This window comes from Gemmatimonadaceae bacterium (assembly GCA_036504815.1).
Lineage (GTDB): Bacteria > Gemmatimonadota > Gemmatimonadetes > Gemmatimonadales > Gemmatimonadaceae > PNKL01.
Map to the genome: position 1 here is coordinate 41,797 of DASXUN010000004.1, position 23,408 is coordinate 65,204.

The 23,408-nt window shown below is 70.7% G+C and carries 21 protein-coding genes; 2 read left to right on the forward strand and 19 right to left on the reverse strand.

Annotated features, from left to right (window positions below):
* Positions 1-40: 40 nt before the first annotated feature.
* The 5 genes from VGJ96_01845 to VGJ96_01865 are packed head-to-tail and all read right to left on the reverse strand — an operon-like array spanning position 41 to position 3,963.
* Positions 41-934, reverse strand: a complete 894-nt coding sequence (locus VGJ96_01845) for an SCO family protein (GenBank protein ID HEY3285844.1) — start codon at positions 932-934, stop codon at positions 41-43.
* Between the two features lie 3 nt (positions 935-937).
* Positions 938-2,683, reverse strand: coding sequence for a cbb3-type cytochrome c oxidase subunit I (locus VGJ96_01850; protein ID HEY3285845.1), 1,746 nt, complete (start codon positions 2,681-2,683; stop codon positions 938-940).
* Positions 2,680-3,285 carry a hypothetical protein gene (locus VGJ96_01855; protein ID HEY3285846.1) on the reverse strand — a complete coding sequence of 202 codons (606 nt, stop codon included), beginning with the start codon at positions 3,283-3,285 and terminating at the stop codon, positions 2,680-2,682. Before VGJ96_01855 ends, VGJ96_01850 begins: the two co-directional genes overlap by 4 nt.
* Before the next feature lie 7 nt (positions 3,286-3,292).
* The gene (locus VGJ96_01860) at positions 3,293-3,460 is read right to left on the reverse strand and encodes a hypothetical protein (protein HEY3285847.1); all 168 of its coding nucleotides are present in this window, start codon (positions 3,458-3,460) and stop codon (positions 3,293-3,295) included.
* Between the two features lie 26 nt (positions 3,461-3,486).
* Positions 3,487-3,963 (reverse strand): Rrf2 family transcriptional regulator, encoded by a 477-nt coding sequence (locus VGJ96_01865; GenBank protein ID HEY3285848.1) that lies wholly within the window; start codon positions 3,961-3,963, stop codon positions 3,487-3,489.
* A 97-nt stretch (positions 3,964-4,060) separates the two neighbouring features.
* Between VGJ96_01865 and VGJ96_01870 the strand changes: the two genes are divergently transcribed.
* Both VGJ96_01870 and VGJ96_01875 read left to right on the forward strand, forming a co-directional pair.
* Complete coding sequence (locus VGJ96_01870) at positions 4,061-5,632, forward strand: cytochrome b N-terminal domain-containing protein (protein HEY3285849.1); 1,572 nt, start codon at positions 4,061-4,063, stop codon at positions 5,630-5,632.
* Positions 5,629-6,249, forward strand: a complete 621-nt coding sequence (locus VGJ96_01875) for a hypothetical protein (protein ID HEY3285850.1) — start codon at positions 5,629-5,631, stop codon at positions 6,247-6,249. Before VGJ96_01870 ends, VGJ96_01875 begins: the two co-directional genes overlap by 4 nt.
* Positions 6,250-6,261: 12 nt before the next feature.
* Here the strand turns inward: VGJ96_01875 and VGJ96_01880 are convergent, their stop codons facing one another.
* From VGJ96_01880 to mraW, 14 genes are all read right to left on the reverse strand, one after another.
* Positions 6,262-7,530, reverse strand: a complete 1,269-nt coding sequence (locus tag VGJ96_01880) for a M23 family metallopeptidase (GenBank protein ID HEY3285851.1) — start codon at positions 7,528-7,530, stop codon at positions 6,262-6,264.
* Positions 7,527-8,714, reverse strand: a complete 1,188-nt coding sequence (ftsZ, locus tag VGJ96_01885) for a cell division protein FtsZ (protein ID HEY3285852.1) — start codon at positions 8,712-8,714, stop codon at positions 7,527-7,529. Before ftsZ ends, VGJ96_01880 begins: the two co-directional genes overlap by 4 nt.
* 305 nt (positions 8,715-9,019) lie before the next feature.
* Positions 9,020-10,285 carry a cell division protein FtsA gene (gene ftsA, locus VGJ96_01890; GenBank protein HEY3285853.1) on the reverse strand — a complete coding sequence of 422 codons (1,266 nt, stop codon included), beginning with the start codon at positions 10,283-10,285 and terminating at the stop codon, positions 9,020-9,022.
* Positions 10,282-10,992 carry an FtsQ-type POTRA domain-containing protein gene (locus tag VGJ96_01895; protein HEY3285854.1) on the reverse strand — a complete coding sequence of 237 codons (711 nt, stop codon included), beginning with the start codon at positions 10,990-10,992 and terminating at the stop codon, positions 10,282-10,284. Before VGJ96_01895 ends, ftsA begins: the two co-directional genes overlap by 4 nt.
* Before the next feature lie 46 nt (positions 10,993-11,038).
* Positions 11,039-12,415 carry a UDP-N-acetylmuramate--L-alanine ligase gene (gene murC / locus VGJ96_01900; GenBank protein ID HEY3285855.1) on the reverse strand — a complete coding sequence of 459 codons (1,377 nt, stop codon included), beginning with the start codon at positions 12,413-12,415 and terminating at the stop codon, positions 11,039-11,041.
* A 3-nt stretch (positions 12,416-12,418) separates the two neighbouring features.
* Positions 12,419-13,525 carry a UDP-N-acetylglucosamine--N-acetylmuramyl-(pentapeptide) pyrophosphoryl-undecaprenol N-acetylglucosamine transferase gene (locus VGJ96_01905; GenBank protein ID HEY3285856.1) on the reverse strand — a complete coding sequence of 369 codons (1,107 nt, stop codon included), beginning with the start codon at positions 13,523-13,525 and terminating at the stop codon, positions 12,419-12,421.
* The gene (locus VGJ96_01910; GenBank protein HEY3285857.1) at positions 13,522-14,712 is read right to left on the reverse strand and encodes a putative peptidoglycan glycosyltransferase FtsW; all 1,191 of its coding nucleotides are present in this window, start codon (positions 14,710-14,712) and stop codon (positions 13,522-13,524) included. The genes VGJ96_01905 and VGJ96_01910 overlap by 4 nt, the downstream gene beginning before the upstream one ends.
* A gap of 11 nt (positions 14,713-14,723) precedes the next feature.
* The gene (gene murD, locus VGJ96_01915) at positions 14,724-16,097 is read right to left on the reverse strand and encodes a UDP-N-acetylmuramoyl-L-alanine--D-glutamate ligase (protein ID HEY3285858.1); all 1,374 of its coding nucleotides are present in this window, start codon (positions 16,095-16,097) and stop codon (positions 14,724-14,726) included.
* Positions 16,094-17,227: a phospho-N-acetylmuramoyl-pentapeptide-transferase gene (gene mraY / locus VGJ96_01920; protein HEY3285859.1), complete on the reverse strand. Its 1,134-nt coding sequence runs from the start codon at positions 17,225-17,227 to the stop codon at positions 16,094-16,096. The genes murD and mraY overlap by 4 nt, the downstream gene beginning before the upstream one ends.
* Positions 17,227-18,588 (reverse strand): UDP-N-acetylmuramoyl-tripeptide--D-alanyl-D-alanine ligase, encoded by a 1,362-nt coding sequence (murF, locus tag VGJ96_01925; protein ID HEY3285860.1) that lies wholly within the window; start codon positions 18,586-18,588, stop codon positions 17,227-17,229. The genes mraY and murF overlap by 1 nt, the downstream gene beginning before the upstream one ends.
* 3 nt (positions 18,589-18,591) lie before the next feature.
* Entirely contained in the window at positions 18,592-20,064 is a 1,473-nt protein-coding gene (locus tag VGJ96_01930; protein HEY3285861.1) for a UDP-N-acetylmuramoyl-L-alanyl-D-glutamate--2,6-diaminopimelate ligase, read from the reverse strand.
* Entirely contained in the window at positions 20,061-22,031 is a 1,971-nt protein-coding gene (locus VGJ96_01935; GenBank protein HEY3285862.1) for a penicillin-binding protein 2, read from the reverse strand. The genes VGJ96_01930 and VGJ96_01935 overlap by 4 nt, the downstream gene beginning before the upstream one ends.
* Positions 22,015-22,302 carry a hypothetical protein gene (locus VGJ96_01940; protein HEY3285863.1) on the reverse strand — a complete coding sequence of 96 codons (288 nt, stop codon included), beginning with the start codon at positions 22,300-22,302 and terminating at the stop codon, positions 22,015-22,017. The genes VGJ96_01935 and VGJ96_01940 overlap by 17 nt, the downstream gene beginning before the upstream one ends.
* A 1-nt stretch (position 22,303) precedes the next feature.
* On the reverse strand, positions 22,304-23,338 hold the full coding sequence (gene mraW, locus VGJ96_01945) for a 16S rRNA (cytosine(1402)-N(4))-methyltransferase (GenBank protein ID HEY3285864.1): 1,035 nt from the start codon (positions 23,336-23,338) through the stop codon (positions 22,304-22,306).
* Positions 23,339-23,408: the final 70 nt, after the last annotated feature.

Consider the following 23,408-nt stretch of genomic DNA (forward strand, 5'->3'; position numbering starts at 1 on the left):
CCGCCACCGATTCCCTGTCGTCATCTTGCCCCCGTGAGTCTCAGAGCGTGCCCAGCAGCGCCGCGGTGCGCTGCCAGTCGCCAGCCATCCGGTACTGCACGCGCCCCGCACGATCCACCAGCACCACCGCCGACGCGTGCGTCACGTCGCCCGTTTGCGGATCCCGCGCGTGGGCCACCTTCCAGGCGTCAATCACGCGCAGCACGTCGTCCACCGGGCCGCTGAGCACGCGGTCGTCCGCACCCAGCTGCCATTGTGCGGCGATGGTGCCGAGCCGGCTCGGCACGTCGCGCCACGGATCGAGCGTCACCACGACCAGCGCGGCGTCCGCGGCTTTCGCCTCGCGCCGCGCCGCCTGCAGGTCGCGCACCACCGTGGGACAGACCGTCTGGCAGTGCGCGAACGCGAACGTCACCATCACTCGGCGGCCGCGCAGGGCGTCCAGCGAGAAACGCTGGCCGTGCTGGTCCACGAGCGGCATCGGAGGGGCCGGCTCGACGTAGCGCGCGTCGGCCATCGTCCCCGCGAACGGCGCCGGCGCAAACAGCGCCGCCGCCGGGTGTCCCCGCGCCGTGCGCACGCGCTGCACCGCGGCGCCCACACCGTACGTACACAGCACCAGCGTTCCGGCAATGAGCGCCTGGCCGGCAAATGACGCGCGCAGGCGCTTCAGGTCCGCACGCAACGTGTGCCCCCAGACGGCAAGCAGGAACCCCACCATGCCAATCGGCTCGCCGATCAGCAGCACCCATCCCCCCGCGTCGGGCAGGCCGGTGGGCGTCGCGCCGAAGCAGGCCGCGCGGGTGCGCAGCACCCACTCCGGAACCGCCGCACCCACCGGCCACAACGCGAGCGCCCACCACGATGCCGTGATGGCAAGGATGCCCCCGAGGGCGGCCAGCGCCGCGCCGCCCCGCGCCCGCGCGTCCGTCATGCCCTACCCCACCTTCCAGAGGAAGCTGAGGAGCTTCCAGTTCGTGAAATAGTACACCACGAAGGCCAGCAGGAAGATGCCGACCAGCACCAGCGTTCCCGGCGTCGCGCCCGCGATACCGCGCGACTCGGCGTGCAAGGCGTCGTTCAGCTCATCCACGTTCGCCGCATGCACCGGCGGCGTGGTCAGCCCCTGCGGAATGCCGGCGATGTCCTTGCCGAGCGGCCACGTGGTGATCGCCTCGCCAAAGAAGACCGACTTCACGGCGATGGCGATGAAAGCCAGCGCCCCGGTCACCGCGAGAATGCCGCCAATGCCCATGACCGCGAGGACGATGTCCACCGCGGGGTTGAACTGCACGTCAAATGGCGCCTGCGCGAACGAGATGTCCCAGTGGCGCCGCGGGACCCCGAAGCTGCCGGCGAACGTCATGCCCATGGAGAGCAGCAGCATGCCGATGGAGAAGAGGTACGGCTGCATCCTGGCCAGCCCCCAGAACGCCACCTTCCGCCGGAAGATTAGCGGCAGCAGGTAGTACGTGGCGCCCATGAACGCCATCGCCGTTCCGCTCACCACCGTCGCGTGGAAGTGCCCCGGAATGCGCAGGGTGTTGTGCGCGATGATGTTGATCTGCTCCGTGCCGATGGTCACGCCGGTGATGCCGCCCACGAAGCCGAAGACCACGACGCTGAAGACGAGCGAGCTGAAGCCGGGATCGCCCCACGGCGCGCGCCGCAGCCAGCCAAACAGCCCGTCCGTGTAGCCGCGCAGGCGCATGCCGAGCTCCATGCCGGCCGGCACCGTGAAGCCGTGGATCATGGACGCGAGCACGGCCATGTACATGAAGTACGACGTGTTCACGATCTTCCACGCCGGTCCGAAGCCGGGGTCCACCAGCAGGTGGTGCGCCGACGCCATCGAGATGAAGAGCACGTACAGCACGAAGGCCGAGCGGCTCACCTTCTCGTTGAGCACCACGCCGCCGATGGTGAGGCCGCTCAGCATGTACCAGACCGCGACCATCGCCGCCACGTTGATCTGCTGCGACGAATGGCCGAGCGCCCACCAGAGCATGCGGTAGATCTCCGGATCGATGCTCTTGATCAGGCCGATGCTCCACAGGAAGGTCGGGATGTAGATCATCGCGCCGTGCAGCAGCGTGATGACCGCGATGATGGCGGCCGTGACCGCGCCGTACACGACGAGCGGCACCGAGCCTTCATACGTCTTCTCGCGCTTGGCGATCACCAGCGTGGCAAAGAAGAGCCCGGTGACGGTCAGCGCGCCCACGGCGAAGAGGATGACGCCGAGATAGAGCCCCGGATGCGCCTTGAGCGGCGGGTACGACGTGAACAGCACGTCCGCCCGTCCGGTCCACTGCACCCACTCCACCATCAGCGTGCCCGAGAGCATCAGCCCGAAGCTGAACCAGCCGAGCTTCGGGTTGGCGGGACGCGCGTTCAGCAGCACCGTGCTCGTGAACCAGAGCACGGCCATCTCGAAGTAGATGATGAAGAAGATCAGCATGTTCATGCCGTGCACGCCGAGGATGCGGTAGTACCACACCGCCGGCAGCAGGTGCACGGCCTGCCAGCGCGTCAGCACCAGCAGCAGCGCGGCGATCGCGCCGACGAGCAGCGAGACGATGGCGACGACCGCGTTGACCTTGATCAGCGGTTCGGCCGCGGCGGCGATGACCCGGCCGGTGGCCGGACAGACGCGGTGCGGGAAGGTCGCGGCGGTGCTCACTTGGCCTCCCGGTCACGGATGACCGCATGGGAATTGTCGGCGACCGTCTTGCCGGCGGCATCGACGACGATGACGCGTCCCACCATCGTGTGGTGGCCGATGCCGCAGAACTCGTTGCAGATGATGCGGAAGTCCCCCGCCGCGGTGGGCGTGACCTGCAGCGCGTAGTCGTAGCCCGGCACGACCTGGAAGTTCACGTTCATCGGGTACAGGCTGAAGCCGTGATTGACGTCGAGCGACGACATGTGCAGGCGGTAGGTCGATCCGGCCTGCAGCTGCAGGATGGGGAACCACTGGAAGGTCATCCCCGTCAGGTAGACCTCCGCGCCCGGCGGCGGCGCCACGATGGGAATGCCGCGGTCCTCGCCGATCTTGTACTGCTTGGCGAATTCGACGGAGCGCTGGTAGTACTTCACCGGATCGACGCGCCGCCGGATGCCCGAAGGGTTCTGCCCGCCCTTCCAGTGCCAGAGCGGCATCATGGCGAAGAGCACCATGCACCAGGCGAACGCGATCGCCACCCACACCTTCTCGGCCTTGTGCGCCGGCTTCCACCAGACGCCCGGCACCGGATCCAGCCCCGAATGCACCTTGGTCAGCATGAGGACCTCATGGAAGCGTGGCGGCGGGCATCGTGAGGATCTCCCACAGGCCCCAGCCGGTGTAGACGACGAGCATCACCACGATGCCGAGCGCCAGCAACAGGAAGACGTTGTCGAACAGCCGCTGGAACAGCGGCGGCGATGCGGGCGCGCCTAGTGGCGGCGAGTCTGCCATGGGTCCCTCGGTGAACGGGGGTGGGATCAGCGGCCGCGCGCCGGGGCGCGACGCGCGGTGGCGCGCGGCCGCGCCAGGGAGGCCGGGGAGGCCGCGGGGTCGCGTGAATCCCCCAGCAGGTCGGCGATGGTCGTGCGGGCGAAGTAGGTCTGCAGCGAGGTGGAGACGGCCGACCAGCCGGCGTGCGCGGCGCAGGCGCGCGCGCCGCCGCAGTGGGCGCGGCCGAGCAGGCAGTGACGCGTGGCGACGTCCTCGAACGGCGCGGTGACCTGGGCGAGCGTCAGCCGGCCGGCGGGGACCGCCAGCTGGAAGCCGCCGTGCGGGCCGCGCTCGCTTTTCAGCACCCCGGCGCGCGCCAGCACGTGCAGCGTCTTGGACAGGTAGTTCCGCGGGACGTCGAGCGCCGCGGCCGTGGGGCCCACGCGCACGGGCGCCGCGACGCCGTGCCGGGCCACGTACACGACGGCGCGAATGGCATACTGCGACGTTCCCGAAATCCACATCGGTGGTGCCCTCCCCTGGCCAGGCCGGCGGCGCCGGTGCGCCGTGTTGTTGTGTTTATCATGTGCATATGATAAATATCCCGCAAGAGGGTCACCCGTGCGCGCACTCGAACACCTCGCCCTGCGGCCGCTTCGCGCCGCTGACGCCGCCGCCACCCGGCTCTTCGGCTGGCGGCACAACCCGCTGCACCAGACCGGCACCATTGCCGCCGCGCTGCTCGGCGTGCTGATCGCCACCGGACTGTACCTGCTCGTCTTCTATCGGGTGGGGGCGCCGTGGGAGTCCGTCCAGCGGCTGCAGGCCGATCCGTTCCTCGGCCGGTGGATCCGGTCGCTGCACCGCTTCGCCTCCGACGCCATCATCGTCGCCGTCGCGCTGCACGCGTGGCGACTCTTTGCGCAGGCCCGTTCCTGGGGGCCGCGCGCGCTCGCGTGGACGTCCGGCGTGGTCCTGCTGACCGTGCTCTTCATCAGCGGATGGACCGGCTACGTGATGGTCTGGGACAGCTTCGGCGCGCAGCTCGCCGTGAGTGGCGCGCGCCTGATCGACGCGCTCCCGGTCATCAGCGAACCGGTGCGCCGCATCTTCGCCGGCGACGAGCCGGTGCCGGCCGCCTTCTTCTTCCTCAACCTGTTCCTGCACGTCGCACTGCCGCTGGGCGCCGCGGCTGGCCTGTGGATTCATCTGTCGCGCCTCGCCCGGCCGGTCATCATCCCACCACGGCCGCTGCTCTACGCAGTCAGCGGCGCGCTCACGGCGCTCGCGATCCTTCGCCCGACGCCGCTGGCGCCGCAGGCCGACCTGCTCGGCCTGCCGCCGTCCATTCCGCTGGACCTGTTCTATGCGTTCTGGCTCCCGTGGGCGGCGGCGCTACCGCCGTGGCTGGCGTGGGCTGGCGCCGTCGGGACGTTTCTCGCCGCCTTTCTCGTGCCCTGGTTCACCGCCCGCCCGCGCGAGGTGGCGTGGGCCCCCAGCGTCGTGGACGAGCATCTCTGCACGGGCTGCAACCAGTGCCCGCTGGACTGCCCGTGGGAGGCCATCGCGATGGTGCCGCGCGAGGGGGCGCGCGGTGCGCAGTCGGCGATGGTCGCCCGCGTGGACGCGTCGCACTGCGTGTCGTGCGGCATCTGTGCCGGATCGTGCGCCCCGATGGGCGTGGGCCCGGCCGAGCGGACGGGGCGCGACCAGCTCGCCCGCCTGCGCGCGGCCATCGCCGTCCCCGGGATGCGGGAGCGGCGCCCGGTCGCGATCTGTTGTGAGCACGCCGCGCCGGCGCATCTCGCGCCGTTGCGCGCGCAGGGGGCCGAGGTCCAGCTGGTCCCCTGCGCCGGCAACCTGCACAGTTCGGTGATCGAGTTGATGCTGCGCGACGGCACGCCTGGCGTGATGGTCTTCACCTGCGCCCCACGCGACTGCCGCGGGCGCGAGGGGCCGAAGTGGCTGCACGAGCGGCTGTTCAACGAACGCGAGGCCGAGCTGCAGGCGCGCGTCGACCGCGCGAGGGTCGGCACCGGCGTCATGGCCCCCGGGGACTTGCAGGGAACCCTCGAGCGCTGGTCGCAGTTCGCGACGAGGCTGCGCGCACGCCCGGTGACGGTGCCGCGCGCCGTTGATGAACCCGTGGGCGCGGAATGCGAACCGGTGCCGCTCGCCCGGGAGGATCGATGAGCGCCGTCCTCCTGCGCCGGCTTCCAGGCGTTCTCGCCGTGGCGGCCGCGCTGCTGGCGCTGCGTGCCGCCTCGCTCGCCCCGCTCGGCGCGGCGTCGGCCGACGGCGCGCGACTGCGCCTCTCCTGGTCCGCCCGCCCCGAACGACTCGAGCATTGCCGGCGCCTGAGCGATGCCGAGCTCGCGGCGCGTCCTCAGCACATGCGCCTGCGCTGGGAGTGCGAAGGGAAGTTCGCTCGATACCTCCTCACGGTGCGCATCGACGGCCGCCTCGTGGCCTCGGACACGGTGCACGGCGGTGGGCTCCGACAGGACCGGCCGATGCATCTGCTCCGGGAGTACGATCTGGCGCCCGGTCGTCGGAATCTCTCAATCGCGTTGCGGCGTATTGACGCCGCCGCGCCGCCCGATACGGCCGCGGCCGGTGACACGTCCACGGGCACGGCGGCCGCCGATCGGGAGACGCGCGAGGGACAGGAGCGGCGCGTGCGGCGGGCCGAGGCCGTGCCGAGCGACCTCGCCATCGATTCGACCATCGCCGTCGCCGCCGGTCGCGTCGTGCTCGTGACCTACGCGAGCACCGTGCGCCGACTCGAATTGCGAAACGGCGCCCGGTAACCAGGCGCGCGACTATGGTGACGTGGGCGGCACGCGCGGGGCCGCCGGCACCGGACCGGGTTGACGGTCGAGCTCCGGAAGCACCACGGCCGCCATCCGATCAAACTGCTGGCGCTCGGCGCCGACCAGCGCCGCCGCCGCCGACTGGCGCAGCGCTTTCCGCGGATCGCGCTGCACGCCGTTGACCAGCACCTCGAAATGCAGGTGGGGACCGGTCGCCAACCCCGTGGCGCCGACGTAGGCCACCGTTTCACCCTGCGTCACCGAATGGCCGCGCGCGATGCCCTTCGCGAACCCCTTCAGGTGACCGTAGCGCGAGACAAAGCCGTTGCGGTGCCGGATCTCGAGCACGTTGCCGTAGCCGCCCTTGTGGCCGGCGAAGATCACGACGCCATCACCAATGGTGCGAACCGGCGTGCCGGAGGCGGCCGAATAGTCGGTCCCCTGATGGGCGCGCCAGATGCCGAGGATGGGATGCTTGCGCCGCCCGAAGACGCTCGAGATGCGACGAAACGAGAGCGGCGCCCGCAGAAAACTGGCGCGCAACGACTTGCCCTTCTCATCGAAATACTCGGCCTTGCCGTCCGGATGGACGAAGCGCACCGCCGTGATCTCCTGCCCGCCCCGCTCCAGCCCGGCGGCAAGTATGCGACCGATGCGATTGACGTTTGAGGGATTCGTGCTGCGCTCGAACAGGACGCGCACGCGATCGCCGTCCTGCAGCTCACGCGACATGTCCACGCGGTATTCGTAGATGTCGGCCACTTCCCACGCCAGCGAGATGCGCGCCCCCTTCGAGAGCAGGCCGGCGCCCGCCGTGTCCAGCGCATCGTACAGGTTCGAGCGGACGATCCCGCGCACGACCACCGTGTCGGTCACCCACGGGATCGACGTTTCGGTGCCGGTCCACAGTTCGCCGTCGCGGTGCAGGCGGATGATCCGGTCGTCGCTGAGCAGGAGTTCGACGTCGGTGGCCCTCGCGCTCGCGCTGTCGCCATGCACCTCGACCTTGAGGCCGGCGGGGATGCGCCGATAGTCCACCAGCCCCTCGAGCGACTGCACCGCCGCGGCCGCGTCGGCGGAGGCGAGGCCGCGGCGCTCCAAGAGCGCCGCGAGCGACTCCCCTCGGCCGAGGGTGTCGCTCGCATGCCAACGATCGAGGCCGAGACGTTCGGCCGGGTTGCGGCCCGCGAGGTCGACTCGCGGGAGGTACATCAGCGCCAGCGCGGCGCCTGCCACCGCCACCGCTGCGATGGCGGCCCGCCGCGCAAACCGCGTCAATCCATCTGTCTCCGGATGAACGTCGGGATCTCCATGTCGCTGAGATCCTCAATCCGGCGCGGTTCAGCGGCCGGCCGCGCGCGCTGCGCCGGCACCGCGGAGCCGCCCTGATAGGCGCCCCCGATGACCGGACGCGCGCGCGTGCCCGCTTCGGAGATCGGAATGACCGGCGTGGCACCCGCGCGGCCGATGGAACGCTGCTGGCCGGCGCTGGCGCGCTCGAAGCCCGTGGCGACCACCGTGACCCGCACCTGGCCCACCATGGCCGGCTCGACGCCGGCGCCGATGATGATGTTCGACTCCTCGCCCACCGCTTCCTGCACGATCTGGCCGACGGTGGTGAAGTCGGTGAAGCTGAGTTCGCCGTCGCCGCCCGTGATGTTCACCAGCACGCCGGTGGCGCCGGCGATGGAGACGTTGTCGAGCAGCGGGCTCGAGAGCGCGATCTGCGCCGCCTCGACCGCGCGATTCTCGCCCGAGCCCACGCCGGTGCCCATGATGGCGGCGCCGCCGTCCTTCATGACGGTGCGCACGTCGGCGAAGTCCACGTTGATGATGCCGCACTTCGTCACGAGGCCCGAGATGCCCTCGGTGGCGCGCAGCAGCACTTCATCGGCCTTCTTGAGGGCGTCCTGGAACGGGATGTTCTTGCCGACCACCGCGAGGAGGCGCTCATTGGGGACGACGATCATCGTGTCGACGAACTTGCGGAGCTCCTCGATGCCCTCTTCGGCCTGGCGCATGCGCTTGCGCCCCTCGAAGAGGAACGGCTTGGTGACGATGCCGACGACGAGCGAGCCCGATTCGCGCGCCAGTTCCGCGACGACGGGCGCCGCGCCGGTGCCCGTGCCGCCGCCCATGCCGCAGGTGACGAAGACGAGGTCGCTGTTGCTCATCACGCGGGCGACTTCGTCGCGGTTCTCCTCGATGGCCTGGCGGCCGATCTCGGGACGCGCGCCGGCGCCGAGTCCGCGGGTGAGTTTCTTGCCGATCTGGATCTTGACGTCCGACTTCGAGTTGAGCAGCGCCTGGGCGTCGGTGTTGACGGAGATGAACTCAACGCCTTCCAGCTGCTCCTCGATCATGCGATTGACGGCATTGCCGCCACCGCCGCCCACGCCCACCACCTTCATGCGGGCGCCGCCGGTCGGCGCGCTTGTCTCGAGTTCGAAGTTCAGTGGCATGCGAGGTCAACTCCGAAGCGAAGTACAGGGGGCGAGATCGGACGCGGAAATATACGCGCAAGCGCGTATCGCACCAATGATTGGACGAATGAAGGCGAGAAAAGGCAATAGAGCGGAATCCACCAATAGATGGCGTGGCGCACATTTGTGATGTTCTCCAGAGATACAACAGACAAACAACAGAGAAACAACAGAGAAACAACAGGGGACCGCTGGCGTCGCGCCCCCTGCGCGCCACGCCCGCGGCCCCCCTTCCCCAACTGTTGTCTCTCTGTTGTTTGTCTGTTGCTTCTCTGTTGTATCTCTTAGAAGAAGTCTTGCAAGTAGGTCTTAAACCGCCCCGCCAGTCCCGCAAACGTCGGCGCCGCGTCGCTCATGCTCAGCCGCTTCCCCTTCCCTGAGATCTGGCCCTGCGCCACCCGGCCGGCCGCGTACTGCACCAGCCCCACCGCCGTCGCGTAGCGCGGCGCCTGCACGCTGTCGGCCAGCCCGCCGAGAAACTCGCCCGGCACGCCAATGCGCGCGCCGATGCCGAACACCTCGCTCGCCAGCTCGGCCATGCCCGGCATCGCCCCCACGCCGCCCGTCACCACCACGCCGGCCGCGAGCCGCTTGAGGAAGCCGGCGTCCTCGATGTCCCGCACCGCGAGTTCGTAGATCTCGCTCGTGCGCTGGTGGATGATGTGCGCCAGCAGTTCGCGCGGAATCTGCCGGTCACCCTGCGCCACCGTGCTCGGCAGCCGGATGATCTCGCCGTGCTGCACCATCGGCTCGTACGCGCAGCCGTACGCCTCCTTCAGGCGCTCGGCGTCGGTCTGCGTCACGCCCAGCCCGTGCACGATGTCGCTCGAGACGTTGTTGCCGCCGTACCCGATGGTGCCGAGGTGACGGATCTTCCCCTCGTGAAAGACTGCCAGGTCCGTCGTGCCGGCCCCCACTTCGACCAGCGCGACGCCCAGTTCCTTCTCGTCCTCGGTGAGCACGCTGAGCGCGGCCGCGAGCGGCTCCAGCACCAGTTCCTGCACCTTGTACCCGGCCCGCTCCACACTCTTCCGCAGGTTCATCGCGGGCGACGACCCGATCGTGACCAGGTACATCTCGGTCTCGAGCCGCGTGCCGATCATCCCGATGGGATCGCGAATTCCGAGGTTCCGGTCGACGGTGTACTCCTGCGGGATCGCGTGGATCAGCTCGCGGTCCTGCGCGATGGGTTGCGCCCGCGCGACGGCGTTGGCGCGTTCCACGTCATTGCGCGAGATCTCGGCGCCGGTCACCGAGGCAATCCCCTTGCTCGTCACCGCCTGCACGTGCTCGCCGGCGATGCCGCAGAACACGTTGTCCACCCGGGCGCCCGCCATCTGCTCGGCGTCGGCCAGCGCCTTGTTGATGCAGCGCGTCGTCTCCTCGATGTCGGCCACCACGCCGCGGCGCATGCCGGTGGTGCGCGCCTGGCCGACGCCGAGGATGTTGACCGTGGGATGCTTGGGCAGGTCGCCCACGACTTCCGCGATGACCGCGGTGGTCTTGGCCGAGCCGATGTCGAGTCCAGCGACGAGACGGTCGAGGTTCATGGGAGTCTGGCGATGACCTGGTCACGGTAGCGCAGGTCGATCTCGACCGCGCGGCGCCCACGGCGCGCGAGGTCGCGTTCGACCGGCAGGATGTCCGACAGGCGCGCCGCGGTGAGATCGCGGCCGCCGAGTACGTTCAGTGAATCCACCTGCATGGCGAGTTCGCCGCGCGGGAGGCGGCGCACCTCGCTGATGCGCGCGTACAACTGCGGCTCGGCGTCCCGGACATCGCCCAGCAGCCGCAACGCCGCCACGTCACGCGATGGCATCACGGGGAGGTCGAGGTCGACGGCCGTGGGATCGATCGGCAGTGACCGCCCCGACGCGTCGTACGGCATCAGCCCCGCCCCGCTCGGCACGAAGGCCACCGGCGGGACTTCCGCGATGTGCACCACCAGCGTGCCCGGCAGCCGCCGCGTGATGCGCACGTCGCGCACCTGCGGATGCGAACCGATCCGACGTTCCCAGACGTCCGCGTCGTCCCAGATGGACGCCGCGGTGTCCACCTTCATCCGCGATACGATCTGGTCGGGGGCGATGTAACGCGTCCCCTCGATCTCGACCTTGCGCGCCCGGAAGAAGGCCATGCGACGGGCGCCTTCGCGCACGGCGAACGGAAGCGCGACGACGGCCAACCCCCCTGCGACAAGCAGGGCGCGCCGCGCGTAAACGCGGAACGTGGACGGCGCTGCGGCGGCTTCGGCCATGACAACTATAGACGAACCGGGCCACCCCGCGGAAACACCGCGCGGCCTAGCCGAGCAGCTTCGCTGACAGTTCCGGTCCAGTCCTGGTGATGTCCCCCGCCCCGATGGTCAGCACGACGTCGCCCGCCCGCACGAACTTGGCCAGCGCCTCGGCGGCGTCGGTGCGCGCCCCCATCCAGGTCGGCGCGTGGCCAGCCTTGGCGGCGGCATCCGCGATGAGCTGCGCCGTGACGCCGGGCAGCGGCTTTTCGCGCGCGGGATAGACGTCGCACAGGAAGAGCGCGTCGGCGGCGGCCAGCGCCTCGCCAAACTCGCGGGCGAAGTCGCGCGTGCGGCTGAACAGGTGCGGCTGGAAGCAGGCCACCAGGCGACGCCCGCCAAATGCGGCCCGGGCAGCGGCAAGTGTCGCACGGATTTCGGTGGGATGGTGCGCGTAGTCGTCGATGATCTCCACGCCCCGCACCGTACCCAGCCGCTGAAAGCGCCGCTCGGCGCCGGCCAGCGTGGCGAGCCCGGGCGCCATCTGCGCGACCTTCAGCCCGTACGTGCCGATGCCGACGGCAAGGGCCGCGAGCGCGTTGCGCACGTTGTGCTCTCCCGGCAGCGACAGGGCGACGGTCCCCAGAGCCTTGCCGTCGAAGACGACGTCGAACGTCGTCCCGCCGTCGACAACGCGCAGATTCACCGCGCGCAGCCGGGCGTCGGCACCGGTGATCCCGTAGCGGATCACTTCCGCCGTGGCCGGCGAAGGAAGCGCGTTGGCGCCGGGATCGTCGGCGCACAGCACCACCCATCGCGCGCGGCCGACAAACTCGGTGAAAGTGCGCGTGATGTCGTCGAGGTCGGCATAGATGTCGAGGTGGTCGGCCTCGACATTCGTCACCACCGCCACCTGCGGCCACAGCGCGAGGAACGAGCGGTCGTACTCGTCGGCCTCGACGACAAATGCCGATTCGCCGCCGTATTTCAGGTTGCCGCCCCACGCGGTCACGCGCGCGCCCACGACGCCGGTGGGCGAGAGCCCGGCGGCGGCGAGGGCCTCGGTGGTCATCACCGTCGTCGTGCTCTTGCCGTGCGTCCCGGCGATGCCAATGAGCGTGCCGCCCGCGCAACACTCGGCCAGCGCCTCGGCGCGACGCACCAGCGGCACGCCGAGTTCGCGCGCGCGCACCAATTCCGGATGCTCCTTCGGCATCGCGCTCGTGTACACGGCGGCGCGGACGCCGGCCAGGTGCGACGGATCATGGCCGGCCATCACCTGCACGCCGGCATGCTCGAGGTCGGCAACGCCAGCGGCGTTCTGGTCGCAGCCGGAGACGCGCATCCCGCGTCGCACGAGCAGTTCCGCGAGCGCGCTCATTCCGGCGCCGGCCACGCCGATGAAGTGCACCGGCCGATCGTCCGAGCGGTCAATCAAGGCCATGCGTTACCTCGCCTCCGCTGGCACACCCAGCAATGCGCTGATGCGGCGTGCGATCTCGTCGGCCGCGTGCGGGCGGCCCCGGGCACGCGCCGCCGCGGACATCGTGCGCAGCCGCGCCGCATCGCCAAGGAGGCCGCGCACGGTGGCGTCGAGCCGCTCCACGGTCAGCTCCGACTGCGGCAGGTGCACGCCGGCCCCGGCCCGCGCGATGGCTTCCGCGTTCTTCGTCTGATGGTCCGCCGCCGCGGTCGGCAGCGGCACGAGAATCATCGGGATGCCCCACGCCGAGAGTTCGCTCGTTCCCATCATCCCCGCGCGCACCAGCGCCAGGTCGCAGGCCGCGTACGCCTCGGCGATGGGATCGAGGTAGCGCACCACGCGCACATCGGCGCGGTCGTACTGCGCAAACGATTCGTACTGCCCCTTCCCCGTGGCCCACAGCACGCAGAGATCCCGCGGCAGGCCCGCATCAACCCAGGCGGCCATCGCCTTGTTCAGCGCGCGCGCCCCCTGGCTGCCGCCGAAGACGAGGAGCACGCGGGCGCTTGCCGGAAACCCCCAGCGTTCGCGCGCGCGCCGCGCGTCGGGGTGAATGTCGGGCGGCGGCGCAATCGGATTGCCGGTGTCGAGATACTCGCAGCGCCCCTTGGGCAGCGTCGCCGCCGCTTCGGGAAAGCCCAGGTAGGCCTCGCGCGTGAAACGCGCGCTGAGGCGCGCGGTCAGGCCCGGATAGGCATCGCCCATGTGCTGCACCACGGGAACGTCGTGACGCCACGCAAAGAGCATCGTGACGCCGGAGGCGTAGCCACCCGTACCGACCACCAGGCGCGGCTGCTGCTCGCGCCGGAGCTGGCGCAGGGCGCCCCACGCGCCGAGCGCGCCGCGCAGCGTGCGCCAGTTCTGCCAGACGCGCGGCCGGTACAGCGGATGCAGGTCAAGCAATGTGTGCGGGAACTCGGTCGAGGGTAGCACGTCCCGCTCGATGCCGCGTTGCGCGCCAATGAAGTGCGGCTGCACGTCGGGACGCAACCGCACGAGGGCGCGCGCGATCGCGAGCCCCGGGTACAGGTGCCCGCCCGTGCCACCGCCCGCGAACCAGACGCTGGTCACCCCGCCATCCCGGGCGCCATGCGCATCGGATCGGTCGCCGCCTCGCCATACACCCGCTCCCTGGTGCTCCCGATGTTCACGAGGATGCCGGTCATCAGGAGCGAGAGCAGCAGGTTGGAGCGGCCGTACGAGATGAATGGCAGCGTGAGTCCCGTCGTCGGCAGGAGGCCGATGGCGACGCCCAGATGGAGATAGGCGGTGGTCACCATCGTGAACGTGATGCCGATCGCCAGCAGGCGCTGGAACGGCGTGCGCGCCTGCGCCGCGATGCGGAAACCAAGCCAGCAGTACCCCGCGAAGAGCAGCGTGACGCCGGTCAGGCCGATGAAGCCCCACTCCTCGCCGATGTTGCCGCCGATGAAGTCATTGTACGGCAACGGCAGGAAACCGTACTGCTGCCTGCCCTCGCCGTAGCCCACGCCGAACAGGCCGCCCGATCCCACCGCGATGAGCGATTGCTGCAGCTGGAAGTTGACCTCGCGATGCACGGCGCTCGCGTCGGTGAAGCCCAGCAGGCGCTCGAGCACATACTGGAGCCGTTGGACCTGGCTCCAGAGGACGGGGACGGCGAGGACGCCGAGAAAGACGAAATGCCCGATGCGCACGCCGCCCGCGAACAGGATGACACCCATCAACAGCAGGTAGTAGACCGCGACCGACAGGTCCGGCTCGAGCGCCGCGAGCACCGCGAGCGCCCCGACCACGATGAGAATCGGGAGCATTCCCTTGGTGAGCCGCCGCAGCTGGTCACCCTTCTTCACGGTCAGCATCGCGGTCCAGGCGATGACCGCGAGCTTGGCGTACTCCGACGGCTGGATCGAGCCGCCAAAGAGGAACCGGCGCGACCCGTGGATCGGCGGCGCGATGCTGCGGGTGAACGGCAGCACGCACAGCAGCATCAGGAACAGCGCGCCGAGCATCAGCGGCCAGGCCACGGTGCGCCACCACTCGGCGTCCTGCTTGGCCGCGAGCACGAAAAGCACCGCCCCCACCGCGATCCCGGTCAGCTGGCGCGTGAGGAAGTGCGTGCTCGCGAAGCCGGATTGCATGGCGACCATGGCACTCGCGCTGTAGAGCGTCGCCAGCCCGAAGGCGAGCAGCGCCGCGGTGCACATCAGGAGCGCGCGCGCCTCGACGCTCGTGCGCCAGCGCTCGCGCGAGCCGCCCGTGGCCGAGGCGCGGGGCATTGCGGACGCGCTCACGCGAGCGCCTGCGCCAGCTGGCGGAAGGTGTCGCCGCGCGCCTCGTAGTTGGTGAACATGTCGAAGCTCGAACAGGCAGGGGCGAGCAACACCGCGTCGCCCGGCGAGGCCGCCGCGCGCGCGCGTTGCATGACGTACTCAAAGGACGATCCGCCGCGCTCGAGGGGCACGTGCCCCTGCAGGTCGTCGACGACGAGCGGCTCGGCCGCCCCGTAGGCAATCACCAGCTTGGCGTGCGCCCGCAGCGGCTCGAGCAGCGACGTGTAGGGCTCGCCCTTGTGCTTCCCGCCCAGCAGGACCACCGTCGGCCGGTCCATGGCCTCGATCGCCACGCGCGCCGACGACACATTGGTCGCCTTCGAGTCGTTGATCCACCGCACGCCGTTCACGTCGGCCACCAGTTCGAGCCGGTGCGGAAGGCCGCGGAACCCCCGCACCGCCGCGGCCAGCGTGCCGCGCGACGACTCCGCCTGGTGCGCCGGATCGGCCACAAGCACCGCCAGCAGGGCGGCCAGCGTGTTCTCGACGTTGTGCCATCCGAGCAACGGGAGTTCTGCGCGCGTCACGAGCGGCGCGCCCAGCACGATGAGCGCGTCCCGTTCGGCATCGCAGTGCGCCGTCGCCGACGCGTCGCGTCGCGAGAACGCCCATTGCCGTCCGGCCACGCTGCTGGCGAGCGCGCGCGCCAGCGGATCATCGGCGTTCACCACCCACCGCGAGTCGGGCGCCGCATTGCGGTACAGCAGCGCCTTGTCGGCGTAATACGCCTCGACCGACGGATACCGGTCGAGGTGGTCGGGACTGAGGTTCGTGAGCACCCCCACCGTGGGGCGCAGACTCGGCGTGTCGTGCAGCTGGAACGACGAGACTTCCAGCGCAATCCACTCGGGGCGATCGCCCGACAGCGCGACGTCGCTGAGCGCCCGGCCGATGTTGCCCGCGGCCACCGCCCGGTGCCCCAGCGCGGCGAGCAGGTGCGCCACCAGCGCGGTCACCGTGCTCTTGCCGTTGGTTCCCGTGATCGCGATGTACGGCACGCCGCGCAGCGCGTGAAGCGCGACTTCCATTTCGCCCACCACCTGCACGCCGGCTTCCCGCGCGGCCGCGAGCGGCGGCGCCTCGGGCGACACACCGGGGCTCGCCACCACCAGCGACGCGGCGCGGATGCGCGCCATGTCGTGCGCGCCATGCTCGGCGGCGAGCCCTTCCGCCCGCAGCGCCGCGGCGGCCTGCGCCACCGCGGCGGCGTGCCCCGCATCGGAGGCGTAGACGCGCCCCCCTTCGCGCGCGAGGAGCCGGGCGGCAGCCAGTCCGCTGCGGCCCAGCCCGATGACGGCGATCTCGCCGCGCCGCAGCGCCGCGTCGATCACCGGAGCTTGAGCGTGCTCAGCGCCAAGAAGGCGCACAGGATGCCCAGGATCCAGAAACGCACCACCACCTGCGTCTCCGGCCAGCCCGAGAGTTCGAAGTGGTGATGGATGGGCGCGCGCCGGAAGACGCGATTGGCCCGCGCGTACTCCACGCCGTAGCGGCGCTTGCGCCACTTGAAGACCGAGCGCTGGAGGATCACCGAGGTCGTCTCGGCGACGAACACGCCACCGATGATGAGCACCAGGAACTCGCTCTTGAGCAGGATCGCGACGGCGCTCAGCGCGCCGCCCAGCGCCAGCGACCCGGTGTCGCCCATGAAGACCTTCGCCGGGAAGCAGTTGTACCAGAGGAAGCCCACGCAGGCGCCGAAGACCGCCGAGCAGAAGACGGTCAGTTCCCCCGAGCCGCGCAGGTAGAAGACGAGCAGCGCCTGGCTGGTGTCGTAGCGCCCCATCACGTACGCGAAAATGGCCAGCGTCGCCATCGCAATCGCCATCAGGCCCGACGCAAGGCCATCAAGGCCGTCCGTCAGGTTGACCGCGTTGCTGGTTCCCGTCATCACGAAGGTGACGAACGCGACATACAGGAGCCCGAAGGTCGGGACGATGAGGAGGTACTTGTAGAACGGCAGCGTGGTGGACGCGCCCGGGAGGCTGCTGATCGGGAACTGCCACAGGTACATCCCGAGCAGGAGCCCGATGGTCACCTGACCGGCGAGCTTCCAGCGCTCGACGAGCCCCGTGTTCTCCCTCCCCTCGCGCTTCTGCTTGAGCTTCAGGTAGTCGTCGAGGAAGCCGATGCCGCCCATCCACAGCGTGACGATCAGGGCGATCCACACGTACTTGTTGTTCAGGCGCATCCAGAGCAGCGTCGGGATGAGCGTCGCGGTGAGGATGATCAGCCCGCCCATCGTGGGCGTCGTCCCCTTCTCCGCGTGCGAATCGGGCGTCCCCTCGCGCACCACCTGGTGCAGCGCCATGTGCTTCAGGCGGCCGATGATCATCGGCCCGAAGATGAACGACACCAGCAGCGCCGTGACCGCCGCCCCCGCCGCGCGGACGGAGATGTACCGGAAGATGTTCAGCGGTCCGATGTGGTCGCGCAGAGGGTAGAGCAGCTCGTAGAGCATCAGGCGGTGGGCGCAGCCCAGGACTGGAGATGGGGAAGCAATCGCTCCAGCCGGACGCCGCGCGAGGCCTTGAGCAGGATCGCGGCGTTCGGCTGCAGTCTCTGCTGGAGGACGGGCCACAGGTCGTCGACGTCACCGCCGGTGACGACACGACTGTCCCCCGCCCCTTCGGACTCGAGTGCAAGCTGGAAGTCCCCGATGCCGGCCACCACGTCGGCGCCGCTGGCGAGCGCGGCGCGCGCGATCTCCCGGTGCAGTTGCGGCGCGGCGGGTCCCAACTCGCGCATGGTGCCCAGCACCGCCACACGCTGCCGGCCGGCGCCGACCGCTGCAAGGAGTTCGATCGCGGCCCGCATCGAGCCGGGGTTGGCGTTGTACGCGTCGTTGATCAGCAGCGCCCGTCCCAGCGATTCCACTGCCGAACGCATCGACGGCTGCGGCATCGCCGCGACGCCGCGGGCCACCTCCGCCGCGGCGATGCCGAACGTGCGGGCGACGGCGACGGCGAGCATCGCGTTGCGCAGGTTGTGTACGCCGCGCAGCGGCACCTCGACGCGCTCCCCGTCCACCTCGAGCCACCCGGTGCCATCGGCATGGAGTCCGTAGGCGGTGGCGTGCACGTCGCCGGCATCGACTCCGGCCGTGATCACCTGGCGCGCCCGGCGGCGCGCTTCCTCGATCAACCCGGCTTCATTCACCGGCACCACGGCGAGCGCGACGTCATCGAACAGCGCGGCCTCTTCGGCGAGCACGCCGGCCAGGTCGCCGAAGCCCTCGAGATGCTCCTCCTGCACGCAGGTCACCACCGCCACGTCGGGCGCGACGATGGCGCGCAGCAGCGCGATCTCGCCGGGCATGTTCGTCCCGACTTCAATCACCGCGCAGTCCGCGCCCGGCGGCAGCGACAGCAGCGTCAGCGGCGTCCCCACCTGATTATTGAGATTCCCCGTCGTCGCGTGCACGGTGAATCGCGCGCCGAGTGCGGCCTTGAGCAGTTCCTTGGTGGACGTCTTGCCGTTCGATCCGCCCACGGCCACGACCGGGATCGGCCACGCAGCCCGGTAAAAGCATCCCAGGGCGCCGAGCGCGTGCAGCGTGTCATCCACCGCGAAAACGGGAACGCCCAGCCCCGCGGCACGCGCCGCGTCGTGAACAACCACGGCGGCCGCGCCCTCCTGCACCGCCGCCGGCAGGAAGTCGTGCGCATCGAATCGTTCGCCGGCGAGCGCGACAAACAGGTCCCCGGGCTGCAGCGTGCGCGTGTCGGTGGCCACCGCGTGCAGTTCACGGTCGGTGCCGAAGTACGGCGGCTGGCCGAGCGCCTGCGCCACGCGTGACAGGGTCCAGAAGTTGTGCGGCATGCGCTACTCCGCCCCGAGCAGGCCACGCACGATGGCCGCTTCGTCGAAGGGATACGACGTCGTCCCGCGAATCTGGTAGGTCTCGTGCCCCTTGCCGGCCAGCACCACCACGTCGCGCGCCGGATCGGCCATCGCGATGGCCGTGGCGATCGCGGTGCGGCGATCCTCGATGCGCTCGTAACTGCCGGGCGGCAGCGCCGCGCAGATGTCATCGAGGATGCGCTCGGGATCTTCCGTGCGCGGATTGTCGCTCGTCACCACCACGGCGTCGGCCAGCCGGTGCGCCACCTTCGCCATCATCGGGCGCTTCCCCTTGTCGCGGTCGCCGCCGCAGCCGAACATGGCGATGAGGCGCCCCGGCGTGAACGGACGCAGCGCCGTCAGCGCGCGCTCGAGCGCGTCGGGCGTGTGCGCGTAGTCACGCAGCACGGTGGGATGCTCGCTGAGAATCTCGAGGCGCCCCGGCACCTGCGGCAGCGTCGAGAGCCGCGCCGCGACGGTCGGCACGTCGAGCCCCACGGCCAGCGCGGCGGCGGCCGCCCCCAGCGCGTTCGCCACGTTGAAGTCGCCGATGAGCGGCAGCGCCACCGCGGCGCGCGCGTCGCCCCGCACCAACTGCCAGCGGCTGCCGCGCGGATGAAAGGTCACCTGCTCGGCGCGCACGTCGGCGCCGGCGTCGGTGACGCCGAACGTGACACGGCGCGGCGCGTCCGGCAGGTCGTTCCACGCGGCATCGTCCGCGTTGGACACCAGCACGCCGTCCGCGGTCAGGTAGCCCACGAGCATCGCCTTCGCCCAGAAGTACGCCTCGAAGGTGCGATGATAGTCGAGATGATCGCGGGTCAGGTTGGTGAAGACGGCCGCGGCGAAGCGCAGGCCCTCGATGCGCCCCTGGTCCAGCGCGTGCGACGACGCTTCCATCGCCACCGCACGGACGCCGGCGTCGACCAGCGCGCGCAGGAGTCGCTGCAGTTCGATGGGACCGGGCGTCGTCAGTCCGCCGCCGCCGGGGAGCGGATCACCCGCGCTCCCCACCAGCACCCCCAGCGTGCCGATGCTCGCGGCGCGCGCGCCGGGTGCATCGAGCAGGTGCCGCAGCATGCCCACCGTCGTGGTCTTGCCGTTGGTTCCCGTGACGCCGAACAGCCGCAGGAAGGACGCCGGGTCGCCGTAGTAGACCGCGGCCGCCACGGCCGCCGCGCGACGCGCGTCGTGCACCACCAGCGCCGGCAGCGTCGTCGCCTGCGCATCCTCGACGATCGCGAGCGCCGCGCCCGCCTCTCGCGCGGTGCCGAGGAAGGCGTGCCCGTCGCGCTGCGTGCCGCGCACCGCCACGAAGGCGCCGCCGCGCACCACCGCGCGCGAGTCATCCGTGATGCCGGGAATGCGGTCCGGCAGCTCGCCCTGCTGCCCGGCGAGCAGGCCGGCGTCCTCGAGCGCCTTCGCGATCTGCGCCGCCGAGACGTTGCGGCTCATGGCGCCACCGTGACCGTCACGCGCGAACCCGAGGGGGCCACCGTCCCCGCCGCCGGCCACTGCGCGAATGCCGCGCCGTGCGCGAAGGCCACGCGAAATCCGGCACGATGCAGCGCGCGCGCCGCCGCGCGGCGCGAGAGCCCCTGCACCTGCGGCACCGCGCGCGGCCCGGCCACCACGCGCGAGGGGCGCGACACCTGCTCCAGCGACACTTCGTAGGGCACGCTCCCCGCGCTCTCGCTCACCACCACCGTCGCCTCCGCCGCATCGCGCACCGGTTCATCGCTGGGCGGCGCGGCCGCAACGCGCTGCGGCGCACTTGCCAGGCCGCGCCGGTCGAGCGCCGCATCGCGGGCCGCGATGGCCGCCTGCAGCACCGTCTTGCTCACGGGCGCGGCGGCCTTGCCGCCGTAGATCGATTTCCGGGGGCTGTCGAGCTTCACGAGAATCACGATCTGCGGTTCATCGGCAGGAAACATTCCCACGAAGCTCGCCATGTACTCGCCCGACACGTAGTGCCGGTTGCGCGCAACCTTGGCCGTTCCCGTCTTCCCTGCGACCTCGAACGTCGCCAGCGACGCGCCGGCGGCGGTGCCGCTCTCCGTCACGCCCTTGAGCAGGGTGCGCATGGTCCGCGCCGTCGCCGCGGTCATCACTCGGCGCACCACGCGCCGCTCGTGCCGGTACACCACCCGGCCATCGGGGGCGCGCACCTCGCGCACCAGTGCCGGCTGTAGCAGCTCGCCGCCATTGGCGATCGCCGCGTACGCAGCCGCAAGCTGCAGCGGCGTCACGAGCAACTCGTAGCCCATCGCCAGCGACGCCGGCGTCTGCTGCGACCACTGACTGGGCGGCGCCAGCCGGCCCGGCGACTCCGAAGGATACGTCATCCCCGTCGGCGCGCCGAAGCCCGCGTCACGCATCAGCTCGTACTGCTCGCGCGGCGACAGCCGCTGCGCGAACTGGATGATGCCGATGTTGCTCGAGAAGCGCATCACGTCGGCAAAGGTGAACGACGCCGCCTTGTGGTCATCCTCGATGAGGCGGCCGTTCAGGTCCCACTTGCCGTTGTGGCCGTCCACCACTTCGTCCACGCGCGCCCGCCGGTGATCGAGCAGCCACGCGGCCACGAACGGCTTCAGCGTCGACCCGGGCTCGTACGGCTCGGTGAGCGCCGTCGCCGCCGTCGAGCGCGGGTCGGTGCGACGGCTCGCGAGGGCGCGCACTTCGCCCGTCTGGGCGTCGAGCACCACGATGTCGCCGCCGGCCGCCCCCTGCGCCTGCACCGCGTCGGTCAGCGCGCGCTCGGCGATGTCCTGCAGTCCCGCATTGATGGTGAGCGTCACGGTGTGCCCGGGGCGCGCGGCGGCGCCGTCTTCGGACGGTGATGCGAAACGGCGCCCCTTGCTGTCCTTGAGCAGTGCCGCCGTCCCTTTCTCCCCGCGCAGCAGCGCGTCGAGCGCGAGTTCGACGCCATCCACCGGCACGCCACCGTCAGCCGTGCGGCCGATGATGCGGCGCAGCCCCTCCGACGGGGGGAGGACCCGGTTCAGCACCGGCTCCGGATGCACGCCGCGCGTGGCGGTGATCATCGCCACATCGGTGGGAAGGAAGAGGCCCGGGACTTCCACCCACTTGAGGGTCGAGTCGGTGGCGCGCGCCACCCATTCGGGCGCGACGCCCGCGCGGCGCATCAGCTTGCCCAGCTGGGCCCGATCGCGCACCTCGCGCGGCGCCACGCGCAGGCGCACCATCTCGCGGCTCTCCACCAGCACGTCACCGCTCGCATCGCGAATGGCGCCGCGCGGCGCGGGGAGCGGCGCATCCGCCACCTGCTGGTCCCGCGCCCGGGCCCGCCACCGGTCGGCGTCGAGCAGCTGCACCTTGGCCGCGCGGCCGATGACCGCCAGCGCGAAGAGCGCGAGCGCGACGTGGATCAGGCGCGGGCGGTCAGCGAACAGCGACACGGGGCGAACGGCGCAGGGTGACCACCAGGCTGTCGCCGGGGATCCGCATGTGCAGGCGCTCTTCGGCGACACGCCCGAGGTGCTCCATGCTGACGGCGGTCCGGATGTCGCCGTCGAGCTTGGCGCGCTGCGCGGCGAGCGCCGCGCGCCGCGTCTCGAACTGCTCGATGGACCGGGCGCGCGTCACGCCGAGACTGCGCCGCCAGATCACGCCGGTGGCGAGCACCACGAAGCCGGCGAGCGAGAGGAAGACGACCGTGCGTCCGCGCATGTCAGTCGTCCCGCCGGAAGGCGCGCAGGTGCGCGCTGCGGGCGCGCACGTTGTGCGCCACTTCCGCGTCGGTCGCGGTGATCGGCTTGCGGGTGAGCAGCGTGCCCAAGGGGCGGCCTCGACAGGTGCAGAACGGTTGCTTCGGCGGACAGACGCACGACGACGCCCACTCACGGAAGGCCAGCTTCACGCGCCGGTCCTCCCCCGAGTGATACGCAATCACTGCGAGGACGCCCCGCGGCGTGAGTCGGTCACGCAGCGCCGGTAGGGCGCGCTCCAGCCCCGCGAGTTCGTCGTTCACCGCGATGCGCACCGCCTGAAACAGGCGGGCAAAGTCGCCCGGACCGCTGCGCGGACCAAGGACGGCGCGAATCGCGCCCACGAAGTCGTCGCTCACCGCGAACGGGCGCCGCTCGCGTCGCCGCACCACCTCGTCCGCCAACCGCCGCCCCTTCGGTTCGTCGCCGTAGTCCTTGAAGGCGTCCGCGAGATCCGCATGCTCGGCGTAGTTGAGGAAATCCGCGGCGGAGTGCCAGGAGGAACGGCTGACGGGCGACGGGAGACGGGAGACGGGAGAGCCGTCTTCCGTCTCCCCGCCGCCGTCGGCCATCGGCCATCCGCCATCCGCCATCTCTCCGCCCCCGCGCCAATCCATCGCCCCACCAAGCGGCGCCCCCTCGCGGAACGAGAACCCGCGCGCATCGTCGTCGATCTGGTGTGATGACACACCCAGGTCGAGCAGGATCGCGTCGAACCGCGCCGTATCGGGAAGCAGCGCGTCGACGTCGGCGTAGTTGCCGCGCACCGCATGGAACCGCCCGTCGGTGATGGCCGGCTGCAGTCGCCGCGACGCCTCGGCAATCGCCGTCCGGTCGCGGTCGATGCCCGTGACGTCCATGCCGGCGTCGAGCAGGGCCGCGGCATGGCCGCCCCCGCCGAGCGTGCAGTCGAGGGCATGCGACGCCCCCGCGAACAGGGCGAGGATCTCCTCGACCAGCACCGGCGCGTGGTAGGCGGAATCGTAGCGCGTGGTCACAATGACGATTGGACTGGGGCCAACTATAGACGATACACCCGACCCGTCGGAAACGGGGCGCTGGCCTCGC